Origin of the sequence: Micromonospora fulviviridis (assembly GCF_014648395.1) — a bacterium.
Classification (GTDB): Bacteria; Actinomycetota; Actinomycetes; order Mycobacteriales; family Micromonosporaceae; genus Micromonospora; species Micromonospora fulviviridis.
Genome location: NZ_BMRA01000003.1, coordinates 480,053 through 498,286 on the forward strand (window position 1 = coordinate 480,053; position 18,234 = coordinate 498,286).

Annotated in this window: 12 protein-coding genes; 3 read left to right on the plus strand and 9 right to left on the minus strand. The window is 71.5% G+C overall.

The genetic code is table 11. The features are described 5' to 3' along the window. The first annotated feature begins 88 nt into the window (after nucleotides 1-88). Complete coding sequence (locus IEY96_RS10820) at nucleotides 89-904, plus strand: SDR family NAD(P)-dependent oxidoreductase (protein ID WP_189194665.1); 816 nt, start codon at nucleotides 89-91, stop codon at nucleotides 902-904. Between the two features lie 40 nt (nucleotides 905-944). Here IEY96_RS10820 and IEY96_RS10825 read toward each other — a convergent pair whose 3' ends face one another. The 7 genes from IEY96_RS10825 to IEY96_RS10855 form a co-directional block, all read right to left on the minus strand. Further along, the gene (locus IEY96_RS10825) at nucleotides 945-2,135 is read right to left on the minus strand and encodes a sugar phosphate isomerase/epimerase family protein (RefSeq protein WP_189194666.1); all 1,191 of its coding nucleotides are present in this window, start codon (nucleotides 2,133-2,135) and stop codon (nucleotides 945-947) included. A gap of 137 nt (nucleotides 2,136-2,272) precedes the next feature. Further along, nucleotides 2,273-5,725 (minus strand): ThuA domain-containing protein, encoded by a 3,453-nt coding sequence (locus IEY96_RS10830; RefSeq protein WP_189194667.1) that lies wholly within the window; start codon nucleotides 5,723-5,725, stop codon nucleotides 2,273-2,275. 280 nt (nucleotides 5,726-6,005) lie between these two features. Then, nucleotides 6,006-6,950, minus strand: a complete 945-nt coding sequence (locus tag IEY96_RS10835; RefSeq protein ID WP_189194668.1) for a sugar phosphate isomerase/epimerase family protein — start codon at nucleotides 6,948-6,950, stop codon at nucleotides 6,006-6,008. Nucleotides 6,951-6,969: 19 nt separating this feature from the next. Continuing rightward, complete coding sequence (locus IEY96_RS10840) at nucleotides 6,970-9,081, minus strand: PQQ-dependent sugar dehydrogenase (RefSeq protein WP_189194669.1); 2,112 nt, start codon at nucleotides 9,079-9,081, stop codon at nucleotides 6,970-6,972. Nucleotides 9,082-9,523: 442 nt separating this feature from the next. Continuing rightward, on the minus strand, nucleotides 9,524-9,820 hold the full coding sequence (locus tag IEY96_RS10845) for a YciI family protein (protein ID WP_189194670.1): 297 nt from the start codon (nucleotides 9,818-9,820) through the stop codon (nucleotides 9,524-9,526). 69 nt (nucleotides 9,821-9,889) lie between these two features. Then, nucleotides 9,890-10,408 carry a DinB family protein gene (locus IEY96_RS10850; RefSeq protein ID WP_189194671.1) on the minus strand — a complete coding sequence of 173 codons (519 nt, stop codon included), beginning with the start codon at nucleotides 10,406-10,408 and terminating at the stop codon, nucleotides 9,890-9,892. Nucleotides 10,409-10,448: 40 nt separating this feature from the next. Next, nucleotides 10,449-12,284 (minus strand): AMP-dependent synthetase/ligase, encoded by a 1,836-nt coding sequence (locus IEY96_RS10855; RefSeq protein ID WP_189194672.1) that lies wholly within the window; start codon nucleotides 12,282-12,284, stop codon nucleotides 10,449-10,451. Nucleotides 12,285-12,733: 449 nt separating this feature from the next. Between IEY96_RS10855 and IEY96_RS10860 the strand changes: the two genes are divergently transcribed. Both IEY96_RS10860 and IEY96_RS10865 read left to right on the plus strand, forming a co-directional pair. Continuing rightward, nucleotides 12,734-13,231, plus strand: coding sequence for a YcxB family protein (locus tag IEY96_RS10860; protein WP_189194673.1), 498 nt, complete (start codon nucleotides 12,734-12,736; stop codon nucleotides 13,229-13,231). 162 nt (nucleotides 13,232-13,393) lie between these two features. Then, a complete protein-coding gene (locus tag IEY96_RS10865) occupies nucleotides 13,394-14,629 on the plus strand; it encodes a hypothetical protein (protein WP_189194674.1) in 1,236 nt (411 codons plus the stop codon). Between the two features lie 97 nt (nucleotides 14,630-14,726). On the opposite strand, the gene IEY96_RS10870 is transcribed toward IEY96_RS10865, so the two are convergent. Both IEY96_RS10870 and IEY96_RS10875 read right to left on the minus strand, forming a co-directional pair. Beyond that, nucleotides 14,727-15,155, minus strand: a complete 429-nt coding sequence (locus IEY96_RS10870; RefSeq protein WP_189194675.1) for a ribosomal maturation YjgA family protein — start codon at nucleotides 15,153-15,155, stop codon at nucleotides 14,727-14,729. Between the two features lie 59 nt (nucleotides 15,156-15,214). After that, nucleotides 15,215-18,046, minus strand: coding sequence for an MXAN_6230/SCO0854 family RING domain-containing protein (locus IEY96_RS10875; protein ID WP_189194676.1), 2,832 nt, complete (start codon nucleotides 18,044-18,046; stop codon nucleotides 15,215-15,217). Between the last annotated feature and the right edge of the window lie 188 nt (nucleotides 18,047-18,234).

Consider the following 18,234-nt stretch of genomic DNA (forward strand, 5'->3'; position numbering starts at 1 on the left):
TGCTCGCTGTTATTCGCCTGGCAGCCAGCGCCTGGCGACACCACGTCGCCTTGACTTCGAGCCTGCTCCAACGCCTAACGTCCCCGCCATGAGTGCTTCCCTCGCTGCGCAGACCGGGGCCGGCGACGGTCCGCTCACCGGCCCGGGCGGCCCGGTGCGGGTGCTGGTGACCGGCGGGACGAGCGGACTGGGACGTGCCATGGCCACCGCGCTGGCCGGGGCGGGAGCCGCGGTGGCGCTGACCGGTCGGTCCGGCCCCCGCGCACAGGCCGTCGCGGCCGACCTGCCAGGGGCCATCGGCGTCGAGTTGGACGTACGGGATGAGTCGTCGGTGACCAGGGCGGTCGACGAGGCGTGGTCACGGCTGGGCGGCATCGACATGCTGGTGAACAACGCCGGGATCGGCATGCGCACCGTCAACCCCCGCTTCATGACCGACCCGCGGGGCTTCTGGGAGGTGCCGGTCGATGGTTTCCGCGCCGTGGTGGAGACCAACCTGACGGGCTACTTCCTGGTGGCACGGGAGGTCACGCCGCGGATGCTGGCCGCCGGCGGCGGACGCATCGTCAACATCGCCGTGAGCTCGTCGACCATGCACCGAGCCGGGTTCGTGCCCTACGGGCCGTCGCGCGCCGCCAGCGAGGCGCTGTCCCGGATCATGGCCGCCGACCTGCGCGACACGGGCGTCACCGTCAACCTCCTGCTGCCCGGGGGCGCGACCGTCACCGGGATGCTGCCGCTGGACGCCGTGCCCGAGGGCCATGCGTTCCTGGATCCCGCCGTGATGGGCCCGCCCGTGGTCTGGCTGGCGTCCGACGACGCGTCCGGCGTGCATGACGAGCGCATCGTCGCCGCCGACTTCGCGCACTGGTTGCGGGACCGGACGACGGTGCGGCGGTCCTGACGACCGCCGGCCCGCGGGTGTCGCGGGCCGGCGGGACGCGTCAGTAGCGCAGGGCGCTGAGGTTGGCGTAGCTGTCGCAGGCCGACGAGACGCCGTTCGGGCGCGGGTTGTCGTTCTCGGTCAGGTAGTAGCCCACGCCGGCCATCTCGCTGTAGGCGAAGATGCGGGCGAAGTCGATGGTGCCCTCGCCCACGTCGGCGAAGGAGCCGTCGGCGGCCATGTCCTTGACGTGGAACAGCGAGAACCGGCCCGGGTACTGCTTGATCAGCTCCACCGGATCGGCGCCCACGCTGGCCGCCCAGTAGAGGTCGAGCTCCATCGCCACCAGGTTCGGGTCGGTCTCGCGGACCAGCACGTCGTAGCCGCGTACGCCGTTCTGGGCGGTGAACTCGAAGCCGTGGTTGTGGTAGGCGACGGTGATGCCGGCCTGCTTGAGCGTGGCGCCGACGGTGTTGAGGGTCGCGGCCACTCTGGAGTAGTCGGCGAGGGTCCAGGAGCCCGATCCGGAGATGCGGACGTACTTCGCGCCGAACGCCCTGGCGTTGGCGATGACGCCGTCGAGGTTGTTCTGGAGGTCACCGAGGCCGATCCCGATGGAGGGAACGGTCAGTCCGGCGTCGGCCACCAGGGGCGCGAGCGCGGTGGCCGTCCTGCCGTAGAAGTTGTTGACCGCGCCCGAGGGTTCGGCGTTGCGGTAGCCGCAGGCGGCGAGCGCGCCGAGGGTGGCTTCGGGTGCGCTCGGCATGGTGGCCCGGACCGTGTAGAGGACGAGGCCGATGCGGTCGTCGGGTAGCGCGCGGGTCCCCGATGCCGGCTGCGGTGTGCCGATCTCGGAGTCGGCCGCCGCTCGTACGATGCTCGCGCTCTCCTCCGGTGTGATGACGTCGTCTCGCCGGAGGGTGTTGGTCAGGCCGCTGACGGTGCTCACGAAGCTGCCGTGGTCGGCGAACGGGGCCTGTGCCCAGACGGTGTCCAGGATGGTGCACCCGTCGCCGAGGTCGCGGTTGGGTACGCCCGAGTCGGCGCCGGCGCGGCCGAAGAAGACCGTGGACGAGGTGGTGTAGCCCCACGGGCAGAGGTCGGCGGCGACCTGTTCCGCGGCGGGCGTCTCGGGTTCGGCGGCCGACGCCGGAGCCGCGGTGAGCGGCAGGAGTGTCGCGGCGAGCGACACGGCGAGCAGGTGACGGGCTCGCGGTCGATGGTGGGACGGGCTGGCGAAGCTGGAGTTCATCGTTGTCTCCCGGGAGTCGGAGGGGCAGGTGGTCAGGCCGCGGAGGGCAGCGCCGCGGATGGCGGCTGTTGGAGGCTCTGAGGACCGCGCCGGGTCGGTGGTGGCGGGGCGGCGTTGCGCCCCGCCACCGGTGACGCTCAGCTCACGGTCACGACCACGGTCGAGGACAGGGTCGCCCCGAGGCTGTCGGTGACGGTCAGTCGTGCCGTGTACGTGCCCTTGCGGGCGTACGTGTGACTCACCGACGCCCCGTGCGCGACGGCCGAGTTGTCGCCGAAGTCCCATGCGTGATCGGTGATGGTGCGCCCGGCCGCCGGCGTTGCGGTCCCGGCGAAGGCGACCGCCAGCGGCGCGGTGCCGGTGCTGGGCGTGGCCGAGGCCGAAACGGTGGCCCCGGTCTGTTCGCGTACCCCCGCGCCGTTGAAGCGCAGCCAGTCCAGCGCCATCAGGTCGGGGGTCCCACCCGCCTGGTTCGGGTTGACGAAGACCAGGTGGAGGGTGGTCGTGCGGCCCGGATCGGTCAGTTCGACGGTGGGCGAGACGAGGTTGTCCCAGCCGCCGGTGCCGCCGATGGTGGCCCGGCCGAGGAGCTGGCCGGTGGGGGAATCGGCCCTGATCTCGATGTCGCCGCCGCTGCTGCCCGAGGCGACGCCGAAGGTGACCGAGTCGATGTTGCGGAGGTTCACCGGGCCGAAGTTGATCCACTCGCCGTTGTCGATGTCGCCGATGCGCTTGCCGGCGCTCGCGGTCGCGCGGTCGAGGACCTGGATGCCGCTCTGGCCGTCGAAGTGCTCGGCCTCCTTGCTCTTGGTCTGCAGCTCGGCCCGGGTAGAGCCGACCAGTTCCGGTGCGCCGTTCGCCCCGCCGTCGGTGTACTGCGCCGACAGCAGCGTGTAGAGGTTCTGTCCCGGGCCGTGCCCGTCGCCGCCGTTGCTCTCGGTCACCGCCACCCCGGTGCACCCGACGTAGTTGTCGAGCGGGTGGGCGTGTGAATCGTGGCCGAGCTGGGTCTGCACGACCACCTTGGAGCAGTCGATGGTGCTCTCCTCCGGGTCGGTGACCGTCACCGTGTACGGGATGCGGTCACCGAAGTCGAAGAAGGCCCCGTCGGGGACGCTGAGGGTCACCGTCGGGCGCGTGTTGCCGGCCGTGATCTCCTGTACGGCGACGGCGGTCTGCCCGTTGGTGGCGGTGACGGTGAGCCGGGCGGTGAAGCGTCCCGGCGTGCCGTAGGTGTGGCTGGGGTTGGCGGCGGTGGAGTCGACGCTGCCGTTGCCGTCGAAGTCCCAGGCGTACTGGATCGCGGTGCCGTCCGGGCCGCTGGACCCGGCGCTGGAGAAGGCGACGGTCAGTGGCGCCGGACCGCTGTCCTTGTCGACCGCCAGCTTGGCCACGGGCGGCCGGCTGTTGGCGACGTAGTCGATGCGGTAGATGCCGGCGCCCTCGTTGCTGCCGCCCCGACCGCTGCCGCTGCCCTCGCCGAAGTCGATGACGTAGAGGGAGCCGTCCGGCCCGAACTCCGCCTCGAACGGCTGGATCCAGGACATGTTGCCGAGGATCCCGTTGATGGACTGCAGGTCACCGGCGTTGGTGGGGCCGAAGCGGGGATCGCTGAACGTCTGGGCGCTGTCGTGGATCGACAGCGTCTTGAACCACCTGCGGGTCAGCTCGTAGACGATCCACTTGCCCTCGTAGTACTGGGGGAACTTGGTCAGCCGCTTGTTGGCCGGGTCGTAGTCGTAGACGGGCCCGCTCATGGGGCCGCCGCCGCCCGTGCCCAGCTCGGGGAACTGCGGGGAGGCCGAGTAGGCGTACCAGACCAGGGCCGGCTTCGTCGCCGGGAGGTTGGTCAGTCCGGTGTTGTTGGGGGAGTCGTTGACCGGCGCGGCGCAGTCGAACTTCGGTCCGGAGGTGGCGGTGGCGAAGTCGTAGTCGTTGAACGGGATGTTGTTGCCGATGCAGTAGGGCCAGCCGTAGTTGCCGGCGCTGGTGATCCGGTTGAACTCGACGGTGCCCTCCGGGCCGCGGGCCGGATTGGCGGACCGGGCGTCGGGGCCGTAGTCGGCGACGAGCAGCGCGTTCGTCTTGGAGTCGACGGTGATGCGGAACGGGTTCCGCATACCCATCGCATAGATCTCGGGCTTGGTGCGGGCCGTGCCCGGGGCGAACAGGTTGCCGTCGGGAATGGCGTACTTGCCGTTGGGCAGGGGCTTGATCCGCAGGATCTTGCCGCGCAGGTCGTTGGTGTTGCCGGCGGTGCCCTGAGCGTCGTACGCGCGACGGCCGGCCCGCTCGTCGATCGGGGTGAAGCCGCTGGACTCGAACGGGTCGGTGTTGTCGCCGATCGCGGCGTACAGGTTGCCCTGCTGGTCCATCGTCACCGAGCCGCCCATGTGCGAGTTGGCGCGAGCCTCACCGCGCCAGGTCGGGATGGTGAGCAGCCGCTTCTCCGAGGCGAGGCTGACGCTGTCGCCGTCGACGGTGAAGCGGGACAGGTTCAGCTGCTTCTCCACCCGGTCGGACCAGAGCAGGTAGAGCCAGTTGTTGTCGGCGAAGTGCCGGTCCAGCGTCATGCCCAGCAGGCCGTCGGACTGGCTGGTCTGCGCCGGCGTGTAAGCGAAGTCCAGCAGCGTGGTGACCGCGAGGGTGTCCTGGTTGACGACCTTCAGCGCCCCGGTGCGCTCGATGTAGAAGACCCGGCGGTCCGGGGCCACCGCCAGTTCGAACGGGTCGGAGAGGTCCTGGTTGACCAGGGGGATCCGCTCGAAGTTGGTGGTCCGGGTGGCGCCGCAGTCACCGGGGGCGGCGCCGGCGGCCCACTTGATGCCGCCCAGCAGGTGCGCGAGGAAGGCCGGCTCCTGGAACGACGAGGAGCTGTGCCCGCCGGCGGTGAACCAGGAGCGCCCGCCGTCGTAGTTCTGGCACCACGAGTAGGCGTGGTCGGTGCCCTCGTCGAGCCCGGGAATGCCGTCGCGCACCTTGATCTGGGCGAGCGTGTGGACCTTGCCGGTGGGGTTGGTCCGCCAGTTGTACCACTCCTCGCTGCGCTCCCAGAGCTCCGGCAGGTCCTTCGTGGACGGGTGGGCGTGGTCGAGGACCTTGATCCGGCCCGGGAAGGTGCCGCCCGTGGCGGAGAAGTCCGGGTGCTGGTCGAAGATGGTCCCGACCAGTCCCTCGTACCAGGTCCAGTTCCGCTCGCTCGCCGACGCGGCATGCAGGCCGACCCAGCCACCGCCGTTGCGGATGAACCTCTGCAGCGCGGCCCGCTGATCGGCGTCGAGGAGATCGCCGGACGCCGGGGTGGAGTTGGTGTTGTTGAACACGAGGGCGTCGAAGCGGGCGAGGTTGGCGTCGGTGAACGCGCCCGCGTCGGTGGTCGCCTCGACGGCGAATCCCTGTTGGTCGCCGAGTTGCCGGATGGCGGCGACGCCGGCCGGAATGGAGTCGTGGTAGAAGTTCGTGACCTTGGAGAAGACCAGCACCCGGAAATTGGCGGCGGTCGTGGATTCGGCGGCGGTCGCCGCGGTGCTGGGCAGTAGGAGTGTGACGGCCGCGAGCAGGGCGAACAGTAGCGTGCGTTGGCGTCTCATACACGCGCTCCTTGACGGGGGACGGTGGTAAGAAAGCGCTTTCCACGTGACCTGAACCCTACGAGATCAATTTTGGTGGGTCAATATTGCGACAGCACCCTCATTCGACGCCTCAGCATTTATTGCCCCCGTTTCATGGCGTGCCGATAACCACTCTCCTCGCCAGGAGGGAGTGGTTATCGCGGTCGGTTGATGTCGACGACAAATGGCGGTCGGGCACCAGGGCCGGCATTTCGGCCGCCCGGCCCTGGTGCCCGTCAGCACTCCTTCCGGCGGTTGCTCAGAACCGCAGCTTGCGCAGGTAGCGGTAGCCGATCTCGGCCGTCTGCTGCGGCGTCACGTCGGGGGTGTCGTTCTCGACGATGTACTCCAGGACCGAGTGCTCGCGGAAGATCCGGGCGAAGTCGATCGTCCCGGTGCCCAGGTCGGCCATGTCGCCGGTGGTCTCGTCCCGGTCCTTGACGTGGTACTGCAGGACGCGCTGCGGCGCGGAGCGGATGACGTCCAGGGTGAAGCCCTCGGGATCCGCGACGCCGTCACCGGAGTTGATGCCGCCGGTGACCGCCCAGTAGAGGTCGACCTCCAGGTGCACGAGTTCCGGGTCGAGTTCGGCGGTGAGCACGTCCCAGGGCCGCCTGCCGCCACCGAGGTCGATGGTGAACTCGTGGGCGTGGTTGTGGTAGCCGTAGCGCAGGCCGGCTGCCCGTGCCGCGGCGGCTTCAACGTTCATCTGCTCCGCCCAGCGCTTCCAGTCGTCCGCGCTCTCGGAGTACAGGTACGGCACCACCATGAACTGCTGGCCCAGGGTGACCGCGTTCTGGATCTTCTGCTCCAGTTCCGCGGGGGTGCCGCTGATCCCGTCGTGGCTGGAGCTGGCCCGGATGCCGATGCCGTCCAGGAACTGGCGCAGCTGGGCGGCGGTCCGACCGAAGTAGCCGAGCGCCAGCTCCACGCGCGGATATCCGATCCGGGCCAGGTGGGTGAGGGTGGCGTCGTAGCCGGGCGCACCCCACAGGGCGTCGCGTACGGTCCACAGCTGGATGCTGATCAGGCCCGGGGGTACGTGGTGGCGTCCGGTCCGGTGGGCGGTGGCCGTCGCGGCCGTCGCGCCGAGGCCGGACGACGCGAGCCCGATGCCGGCGGCGGCGGCCAGTGTGCCGCGAAGCAGGCTGCGTCGGTCAACGGAGCGCCGCAGCGCGGCCATCCCGTCGTGTCCGTAACACATGGTCTCTCCTTCTCGAACGTTATGCGCTGGGGACGAGGACGACCTCGTCGGTGCCGGTCAGGGACGGCAGGCCGTCACCGCCGGGGTCGGTGTAGGACGCGACGAACACCCCGGTCAGGTGGTCGGTCGCCGGGTCGTGACCGGACGGCACCGTCGTCTGGATCGAGCCGGTGCAGCCGTTCGCGGTGGTCTGCGGGTGCCCGTGGGTGTCGTGGCCGAGGATGTACGTGACGCTGACCCGGGAGCAGTCCACCGCCTGGTCGTCGGTCACCCGTACCTCGAACTGCACGGTGTCGCCGAAGGCGAAGGGCTGGCCCGCGACCGGCTTGACCAGCTCCACCACCGGCGGGGCGTTGCCGACCACCACCCGCACCGACGCCGCGGCCGAGAGCCCACCGGGGTCGCTCACCCGCAGGGTGGCGTTGTAGAGCCCGTTGTCCCGGTACGTGAACGTCGGGTTGGCCGCGCGCGAGTCGACCTGGCCGTCGTTGTCGAAGTCCCACGCGTACTTCAGCCGGTCGCCGTCGTAGTCCGTGGTGCCGTCGCTGGAGAACGTGACGGTCAGCGGTGCGAGCCCGGCGGTGGGCGTGGCCGAGACCTGGGGCGCGGGGGTGTGGTTGCCCGTCCAGCCGGTGTAGTCGATCCGGGCCAGCTGCGCGTCCGGGTTCTCACTGAAGTAGCCGTCGCCGTACTCCAGCACGTAGAGCGCCCCGTCCGGACCGAACTCCAGGTCCATCGGGTTGTCGAACGTGATCGACGGCAGCACCGGCTCGATTCCGGTCAGATCACCGTCGGCGTCCAGCCGCAAGCCCTTCACATAGTCGCGGGTCCACTCGGCGAGAAGCGGGACACCGTCGTAGTAGGCCGGCCACGCCACCGGCGCGCGCCCCTGCGTCGCCGGCGGGCTGAACTGGTACGCCGGCCCGGCCATCGGGCCGATGCCGCCGGTGCCCAGCTCGGGGAACTGCGCCGACTGGCCGTAGGTGTACCACACCTGCGGCTGCGCCACCGGCGGCAGTTCCCGCAGGCCCGTGTTGTGCGGCGACTCGTTGACCGGCGCGGAGCAGTTGAACGGCGCCCCGGAAACGCCCGTCGCGAAGTCGTAGTCGGTGTACGGCAGCTGCGCGGTGGCGCAGTAGGGCCACCCGTAGTTGCCGGCCTCGCGGGCGGCGAGCCACTTGCCGTGCCCGGCCGGCCCGCGCAGCGGATCCGCCTGGCGCGCGTCCGGCGAGTAGTCGGCGACATACAGGTCGCCGGTCTCGCGGTTCAGCTCGATCCGGAACGGGTTGCGCAGGCCCATCAGGTAGATCTCCGGACGGGTGCCGGCCGTGCCCTGCGGGAACAGGTTCCCGTCCGGGATGCTGTAGCCGCCGTTGGCGCCGACCTTGATGCGCAGGATCTTGCCGCGCAGGTCGTTGGTGTTGGCCGAGGTGCGCTGCGCGTCGTACGCCGGGTTTCGGCCCGGCCGCTCGTCCAGCGGCGCGTAGCCGCCGGACTCGAAGGGGTTGGTGTCGTCGCCGGTGGACAGGTACAGGTTGCCCTGGGCGTCGAAGCCGATGTCGCCGCCGACATGGCAGCAGATGCCCCGGTCGACCGGTACCTCGAGGATCTGCTGCTCGGTGGTGAGGTCCAGCTTGTCCTTGACCAGCCGGAAGCGGGACAGCCGGAGGGCGCCCTTGAACTTCGCGAAGTCCGCGGCGGTGCCCCAGGCCGGTGCGTCGCCCTCGTTGACGTTCGGCGTCGACGGGTCGTCGACCGGGGTGTTCATGGGTGGGGAGTAGTACAGGTAGACCCAGTTGTTGCCGGCCTTGCCGAAGTTCGGGTCGATCGCGACGTTCTGCAGGCCCTCCTCGTCGTGCCGGTAGACGTCCAGGGTCGCGGCGATCGTGTTGCGGCCGGTGTCCGGGTCGTGCAGCCGGACCTCACCCGCGCGGGTCACGTGCAGCACCCGGCGGTCGGGCAGCACCGCGAGGTCCATCGGCTCGCCCGGGTTGTCGTTGAGAGTCACCTTCTGGAAGTCGCTGTCCGGCGGCGCGGCGGTCGGGCCGGGTGCGGCCATCGCGACGGTGGGGGTGGCGACGAGTGCCGTGGTCGTCAGACCTGCTACGGCGAGCGCGAGTCGTCTCTTCATCTGCCTCTCCTTGTGCTGGGGACTGGTCGGGGCAGGTCGAGGGGAGCGGGCAACGGCTCCTTCGTGGACGGGACGGATATGTGGACATGGCGGAGTCGCCCGTCGCGCGCACACCGCTACCGCGGCGCCGGGCGGGTTGCCGATGGCGTCGCAGTCGAAGTCAGGTACGGAACGGGCGAGGACTGGGTAGGGGACGGACGGCGTTCGGGTGCTAGCCGGCTGCCAACAGCCGCTTCGTGTCAGCGCCGAGGCGCGGCCGACGTGGCGGTTAACCAGGGCGTAACACCATCATGTTGGCCGACGCTACAAAAGACATGTCCACATGTCTATAGCTTTCGAATGCACCGACCAAACTTTCCTCCGACTCGGACGAAAGTGGCCCCTCGGGTTGCGGGATTCCCTCCGCGTTGTCCCGGCTGGCCGCGGTGAAGCAGGAACCGTGCTACCCACGCCGTCCATCGAGCCGGATCGTCCACGGCTCCACACTGTCGACCCGTAGATGCGTCTCGCTCCACGGATCGCGGGCGAGGGCAGCGCGGACAAGATCTTCAGACTCGGCGTCGACGACGAGCACCACCCTGTGCTCGTCTGCCAGCGGCCCGCCGAGGACGACGAAGCCCGCATTCACCAGCTCGTCCATGAACGCCGCGTGCGCGGGCCAGTCGGACTGCTCTTGCATGGGCCGTGACGGGTCCCACCGAGGGCCGGATCGGCGAAGCAGGACGAGGAACGTGGCCACGCCACGGACACTACTGCCACGGGCAACTTCGCCAGGGCCCGCGACATCAGCCGCCACCGCCCGGGGCTCTCAGACGCCCTTCGCTCCGTCGATGGCTTGCCGCAGCAGGTCGGCGTGCCCGTTGTGGCGGGCGTACTCAGCGATCACCTGCAGGTACACGTAGCGCAGCGACGCCACGTCCTCGTCGGGAAAGGCGAAGGTGTCGTCCATCGAAGCAGTTGCCACGGCCTTGCGGGCGAGTTCTGTCTCGTCGATCAGAAGGGCATAGTCGGACTGCGCACTCGCCGGGTCGATGCCCTCGAAGTCGGCATCGCGCCACTCCGCCGTGGAGTAGAGCGTCTCCAACGGTTCGCCGCGGAAGAGCGTCCGAAACCACGTCCGCTCCACTTTGGCCATGTGCCGGAGCAGACCGAGGAGCGAAAGGTTCGTGAAGGCCAATGGCGTCCGCGCCAGCTGTTCGGCGTCAAGGCCAGCGCACTTGTGAAGCAGCGTCGCGCGATGCCAGTCGAGAAGATTCCGAAGGTGAACGGCCTCCGGTGCGAGGAGGATGTCACTGGGACGGCTCACATCAGGGGCAGTCCACGTCATCCGACGATGGTGCCATGTGCCAGCAGGATGTGGTGCGCCCCTAGTGGCCGGCGTAGAGGGCTTCGATATCGGCGGCGCGGTGCCGCTCCACCACCTCTCGCTTGATCTTCAAGGTGGGGGTGAGCTCCCCGTTGGCCTCGGTGAAGTCGTCCGGCAGGATGCGGAAGGTCTTGATCGCCTCCGCCTTGGAGACCGAGCTGTTCACCCGGTCGACCACGGCCTGGATGTCGCCGCGCAGGGCGGGGTCGTCGCGCAGCTCCGCCACCGAGGCGCCCGGGTGACCGTGAGCGGTCCGCCACCGCTGCCATGCCTGCGGCTCGATGGTGATCAGCGCGGCGGCGTACGGCTTGGCGTCGCCGACGAGCATGCAGTTGCTGACCAGCGGGTCCGCGCGTACCCGATCCTCCATCGGTGCGGGCACGACGTGCTTGCCGGCCGCGGTCACGAGGATCTCCTTGGTGCGTCCCGTGATGCGCAGATAACCGTCCTCGTCGAGGCTGCCGAGGTCGCCGGTGCGGAACCAGCCGTCGGCGGTGAACGCCGCGCGGGTGGCGGACGGGTTGTTCCAGTAACCCTGGAACACGACGTCGCCGCGGGCGAGGATCTCGCCGTCATCGGCGATCGCCAACTCCACGCCGGGCAGCGGCCGGCCGACGGTGCCGATCCGCATCGCCGACGGCCGGTTCGCCGCCAGTGCCGGGGAGGTCTCGGTCAGCCCGTACCCCTCCAGCGGCGTCAGGCCGGCCCCACGGAAGAAATGTCCGAGCCGCTCACCGAGCGGGGCGCCGCCGACGATCGCGACGCGGCATCGCCCGCCGAGCGCCGCCCGCAGCTTCCGGTAGACCAGCAGGTCGAAGATTTGCCGCGCCAGCCGGAGCATCCGGCCGGGGCCGGACGGGCGGTCGAGTGCCCGGCTGTACCGCACGGCCACCCGGTCGGCCAGGGCGAAGAGGCGACCCTGGTGCTTCTCGATGGCCTTCTGCTGCGCCCGGTTGTACATCCTCTCGAACACTCGCGGCACCGCGAGGACGAACGTGGGCCGGTAGCGGCGTAGCTGATCCATGACGCCGCTCATGCTGGCGCTGTGCACCATCGTCGCCCGGGTCTGCACCATCCCCACCTGGATCATCCGGGCGAACGCGTGCGCCAACGGCAGGAAGAGCACCGTCGACGCCCTCTCGTGGAACAGTTCCGGCAGGGCCGCGACCGCGTTGCCGACGTCGAGGCCGATGTTGCGGTGCGTCAGGACGCAGCCCTTCGGCCGGCCCGTGGTCCCGCTGGTGTAGACGATCGTCGCCACGTCCGCGCCCGACACCGCGCCTCGGCGGGCCTCCACCTGCTCGTCGTCGACGGCCCGGCCCCGGCCCGCCACCTGTACCAGGTCGCCGGCGTCGATCTGCCACACCTGCCCCAGCTCGGGCAGTCCGTCGCGCACGCCGGTCAGCATCGCGGCGTGCTCGGGTGTCTCCACCACGCACGCCACCGCGCCGGAGTCGGCCAGGATCCAGGCCAGCTGTTCGGCGCTCGAGGTGTCGTACACCGGAACGGTCACCGCGCCGATCGTCCACACCGCATAGTCGACCAGGGTCCACTCGTAGCGGGTGCGGCTCATCAACGCCACCCGGGCGCCTGGCGCGACCCCTGCCGCGATGAGCCCTCGCGCCAACGCGACCACGTCGTCGCGGAACTGTCGGCAGGTCACCGCCCCCGCGTCGCCGACGGAGGACTGCTGGGCGGGCCACGAACGGATGTCCGGGTCCGGGCGCAGAAACTGCACGGTATCCGGTTTCCGCCGCGCGTTCTCCCAGACCACGTCGGCCAGCCCCGCCGACTCGCCGCCGGTCACCTTCGGCTCCACCGCGACGCTGCCCCGCATGCCCCGTACGCCCCTTGTTGTAGACCGATGCGTCCCCGCCGCCCTGACGGCTGCTCTTCAGGTTCCTGCCGACCTGGTCGGGCTCAGTCGGGAAATCCATCCCTGATCAGTGGCCGTCGTTCTTCCCGTCCCGTTTGCCCATCAGGCGCTCGATGTCGGTGCCGTCGTCGTCCTTCCGGATCGCCTGACCGGCCGGGCTGTGGAGCGTCACGACCCGCTTCCCGCTGACCGCCGTGCTCCGCAGCGCGAATGCCCGAGGCGTACCCAGGCAAACGCTCCGCCCCGTCCCGGGGCCCCCGCTCACGGCCGCAACGACGGCGGGGGCTGATCCACGCCCGACCTGCGTTCGGGCAGGCCGCACTGCGTGCGTGCAGATCGCGGCGCCGGCGGTCAGGGACGTTGGCTGCTGTGCAGTTCGTCGCGGAACATCCCAGCACTATCGTTGTGGCGTGCACATCCGCTTCGACGTCCCCGCCGATCCCACCTACCCGGGCCGCGTGGCCGCTGCGCTCAGCAGTGTTCGGCTGCGCAGGTACGGATACATCGGCGCGGTGCTGGCGGCGGTCGGGGCGATCGGTTTCGCCCTCTCGCGGGGGTTCGGATGGGGCGACAAGCTCTCGCCGCTGTACCTCGCGATGGTCGTGGGTGGCCTGCTGTCGATGCTGTACTCGCCGTGGGTGCGGATGCGCGCCCGGCGCCGCTCCAGTCGTTACGCTGTCGAGGGCGCCTACGACATCACCGACGACAACATCATGATGCGCAGCGGGTCGGAGTCCGGCGGCATCGCCTGGGACGGGGTCGCCCAGGTGAGGGACACCGCGGGGTTCTGGATCGTGTACGTCGGCCGGATGCCGGCGACCGTGATCCCACGCAGCTTGATGTCCGCCGAGGACGCCGAGACGTTGCGAGTCTTCATGGCCGAACGTGGCCTGCTCCGACCTCGGTGAAGTCATGTGCCGCGAACCGCTGGTCGCGGACGGTGACTGGGATGCGCGTACCCGCACCCGGACGTGCGGTTCGCACCTGAAGCCTTCGCCATGATCCAGGTCCGTATGGCGCGTTGATCAACGGGACCGCTGGCATGGCGGCGCTCTGCGATCATCGGCGCCATGCGCAAGATTGCCGTGACGTTGGCCGCTGTCCTGCTGGCGTCGGGGTGCACCGGCGAACGCGCCGGCACGAGCACCTCGGCGCCACCCTCGGGACCCTCCGCGACCGTCGCCAGCGGGTCGCCGGAAGCCGTCGTCACCAACGCGCCGGCACCGGCCTGGCGCCCGGCCACCCTGCCGGAGCTGGCCGGGCCGACCAGCGTGCTCTGGGACGTCGTGTCGGTGGACGCCACCCACGCGTGGGCCGTCGGCAGCGAGGCCTACTCGCCCGAACGGCCGAACGACACCGGCACCCCGTTGATCCTCGAGTGGGACGGCACGCGCTGGGCGCGCGCGGCGCTGCCGGCGATCACATGGCACGGTCGGTTCGACCTCGTCGCGGCCGACTCGCCCTCGAACGTCTGGGCGGTCGGCAGCACGGCCGCCGCCGGCCCGGAGGACCAGGTGACGCACGTCCTGCACTACGACGGGACCGCCTGGCGCGAGGTGCCCTTCGCGCGGCGCAACAGCAAGAGCTACGCGCTGATCACCGGACTCACCGTCGTGGATGGACAGGCCTGGGTGGTGGGCAATCAGCTGAGCGAGGTGATCATCGAGCAGTGGGACGGCCGGTCCTGGCGGTCGCACCGGTCGCCCGCCGAATGCCGCGCCGGTGGCACGTCCTTCGGTGGCATGCCGAACTTCTGCACCTTCACCGCGATCAAGGCCTTTCGCTCGGATGACGTCTGGGCCGCCGGCAACGGCGCGTGGCAGGGATTCAAGGGCCCGCTGCTCTTCCACTGGAACGGCTCAGGCTGGCGTACCGTCCAGGTGGGCATCAACGAACAGGAGTCCTCGTTCAAAGCGCTCGCGGGTCGCTCATCCGACGAGCTGTGGGCGGTCGGCGACGGTGGGTTGGCCGTGCGCGGCGGCGGTGGAGCCTTCGAAATTCTCCGGGACGCGCCGGGAGGCGCGCTGCCCGACGTGGCGACTGACCCGGCCGGTCTGCCGTGGCTGATCGAGAACTCGCTGGCGCCGAGCGCGGCGCTCGCCGCGTACAGCACGGGCGCCTGGGTCCGTACGCCCGCGCCGCATCCGACGGACGCGGTCGGCATGAGCCTGCACGGGATCACCGGGACCCCGGGCAGCCCGCTGATGTTCGCGGTGGGAGCGGCCGATCTGCCCACCAGCCCGCGCTACCTGAGGGCCGTCGTGCTCGAGTACGTGCCGGGCCCGCCGACCGAACCGCGCGCCTGACCCGAGCCAGTGCGGCCGGCCAGCCGCCACCCACTCGGGAAGATGGCGCTGTCCGTGCCGGCGCGCCTGCGCCGGGGGTGGAGCTCGCCGAGGCGCTCTACACCGACGCGACGGGACTGAGACTTCTCTGGCTCGACGCCCGAGGGGCCCGAGCGCGCACCAGGTGGTGCAGCACCACCAGGGGAGCCACGCCGGCCGGGTACCAGGCCAGGTCGACCGGGTCGAACTGCACACCCAGCGCCAGCCTCGCCACCAGGCTCCGCGCCGACAGTTCGGCCGGCACCCCGGTCAGCTGGGCGCACTCCACCAACCAGCAGAACACGGTGGCGAGCGTCCCGGCCGGCACCGGCGCCATCCGGGGCCGCAGGAACAGCACCCCGGCCCAGACCATCGACGCGTACAGCGCGGTGCCGGAGTACTGCCGCAGCGCCCCGTCGTCGACGACGCGGATCAGCAGTGCGAGGCCAAGGAACAGCAGCGCGGCCACCGGCATGAGCAGCCGCACCGTACGGGCCGTGACCGGCATTCTCGCGAAGGTAGCCACGGCACCCAAGGTACGGGTCCCGACCGACGCCGGTGCCGCGGCTACCGCGGCTCGAGTCCGGCGGCCAGGTCCGCGGCGGACACCGGCGTCCACGGCGCCCCGGCCGGCCCGTCGAGCAGAAGGGCGGCCGACCCGTCGGCCACCTCGCCGTCGAGGAGCACCGTGAGCCGGTCCTGGTCCACCGTCGCGACGAACGCCTTTGCGGCCTGTCGCCGCGGCGACGTGCCGTCCCCGGTGTCGCGGGTCGCTGCCGCACGGACCGCGGCCACGGTCTCGGCGCCGCGGCCGACCGGCACCGGCGTGGTGGTGCCGTCCGCGTGCGCGACGACGATCCGGTCGGCCCGCGCCGAGGCGTGCCAGGCGGCGAGGTCCAGCAGGGTCGGGCGGGTGCCGGCGCAGAAGTGTTCCCACAGGTCGGCAGCGAGCCGGCCGAGCCGCGCGCGGTACCCGCCGACGTTGTGACCGTACCCGGCGGTCGACAGGCCCGCGTCGATCCACATCACCTCGCCGGTGCGCACGTTGAGCACCAGCGGCGCGAGCGACCGGGAGTCGCCGCGCAGGTTGAATCGCTGCACGACCCGGGCCGGGTCGAACTGCCGGCGACCCCGCTCCGGCAGGGAGAAGCCGGCGAACGCGGCGTCCAGCGCCTCGAACGGCACGTCGTTGTAGCTGAACACCACGGGCACGGCCCACTCCACCCCAGCCGACAGCAGCGCGGCCCGGTCGAGATCGAGGAACTCGGTGGCGCCCAGCGGCGGCGGTGCGGACGTCAGGTCACCGGAGTGGACCGCGGCGCGTCCCTTGAACCGCAGCCGGGTGTAGTCACAGTGGCCGCGCGGCGTCCACTCCCGGTCGTAGAAAGCGCAGGACAGGTCCAGGTCGACCCGGAACTTCTCGCCGTCGGTCCAGTGCAGGAAGAGCCGAAGCACGTCCAGGTCGGGCAGGTGGCGGATGCTGCCCCGCGGCCAACCGGTCAGCTGCGCGGAGCCCGCGCGTTCGCGTCGCGGAGCGGGCACCCGGCCCAGCACGGCGTCCAACACGGCCACGTCGAACCGGTCCAACCCGCCGGCCCGGTCGACCAGTTCGGCGTCGACGCCCGCCCGGATTTCGGCGATCGGGTCGGCGGGCAGCGGGCGGCGCCGCTCCGGCGCGCTCCACGCCCGCACCACGTCACCCTTGGGGAAGAACGTGCGCCGCGGCGTGCCCGGCTCCGCGCCCCGAACCGGCGCGGGCCTGGCCGGCCGCCGTGTCCGCAGCCCCAGCGCGCGCCCCAGCGCGGCACCGACCGTGCCGACGTGCCGGGCGCCGACCGCCTGCGCGGCCTCGGCCATCGACGCGTCGGCGGCCACCTCCACCGCCTCCACGACCGCGACCGTGGCGTCGCGGCCGGTCAGCGCGGCGGCCGCGTCGGCCAGGACGGTCGGCGACACCCGGGGCGCGACCTGCCGCGCGGCGTCCAGCACGACGCGCTGCGCGTCCGGGTCGTCGCCGGCCAGGCGCAGCAGGTGGTCGAGCCGCCGCCACAGGTCGCCGGGCCGCTGGACCAGCAGGGCGGCGGCGTCGGCCGCGTCCCCGTCGGCCATCGCCCGCTCTACCAGTGCGGCGAAGGTGCGAACCCGTACCGACACCGTGCCGTCGGTGTGCCAGGACAGGATCAGCCGCTCGGGCGCGCGCTCACCGGCGGCGACCATCGCGGTGCCCAGCGCGCCGCCGGCCGGGGCACGGGTGCCGCGCAGCGCGGCGAACGCGACGGCCGCGTCCGGGTACGCGGTGACCCGCTCGTAGGGGTGCAGCCGCTCGGCGAGCCGCTTCCAGACGGTGGGATGACGTGCCATGTCCTCGGCCGCCGTGACCGGGTCGAGGGACCCGACGAAGGCGAGCACCGTGCGGCGCAGCGGCCGGGGCAGCGCCCGTACCCGCGGCGCGCCGACGGTCACGGCCGGCTCGTCGACCGGCCGGTACGCTTCCGACGGCGGGTTGTCGCGGCGCCGCCGCGGCAGGACGAGGCCGGGATCCCCGCCCGAGTACACCCACAGGGCGCGGGCGACGTCGGTGGCCGTGCCCCAGCGGGCGGCGGCCTCGGCGAGGACCCGCTCATGGGCGGCGGTGAGTGCCGTGTGGTGCAGCGCCTGCGCGATCACCACGGCCAGGGTCTCCCGGGCGGGCACCACCGCCGGCAGCCAGTCGAGGCGGTCCGGTGCGGTCGCGGCGACGAGCGCCCGCAGGTCGGCCAGGTCGGCCTCGCCGAGCGCTGCGGGCCGCCCCACCAGGTCGTCCCGCAGGCGGACGGCGGTGCTGGTGGGAGAGTGGTCCAGGGTGAGCCGGCGCAGCCGCACCGGCGCTGCCGTGGACGACGCCGGCGGCGCCGCCCCGGCCACGAGCGGCAGGTAGGAGTTCCCGGCGGTCAGCCGTCGCCCGCAGATCGGGCAGGCGGTGTACGCGTCGGCGTCGAAGCAGTCCGCGCAGACCAGGTGCCCACAGGGGTCCAGCGGGTGGACCCGGCCCTCGGCCCCGCAGAGGATGCACGGTGCCGCCTCGGTCTGCAGCAGATGCACGATGAGCCGCTCGACGTAGAGCCGGTCCGGGTCGGCCGGGGTGTCCGGGAAGCGGCGGAACAGCGGCACGTGTTCCCGGTCGGCGCCGACCAGTTCGGCGGTGACCGCGCAGACGAAGTCGGCCCAGCGCATCCGGGTCACCGGGTCCAGCAGGGCGAACCGCCGCCGGATCGCCGCGTCGAGCAGCCAGCCCGTGGCGGCCAGGTCGGCCTCGAGGCTGGCCACCCAGACGTCGCCGTCGGCGGGCGGCGCGGCGGCCGGCGCCGGCAGCGCCACCGCGCCGGCCCGGCGCAGCAGGATCGTCGCGAGCGCGTCCATCAGCGGCGTCCTCCTCGGGCCTGGTGCGCCGGCGGTCGGCGCCGCTGCGGCAGACAGATGCCGGGGCGGAGAGTCGGCACGCTGCATTCAGTCGAAGAAAGGAGAAGGAAGCGCACCTGGGAGCCGCCCCGGCCCGCCGATGTTACGGCCGACGTCCGTGTTCTCGCGACCCGTTTGCGGCCGGGCCA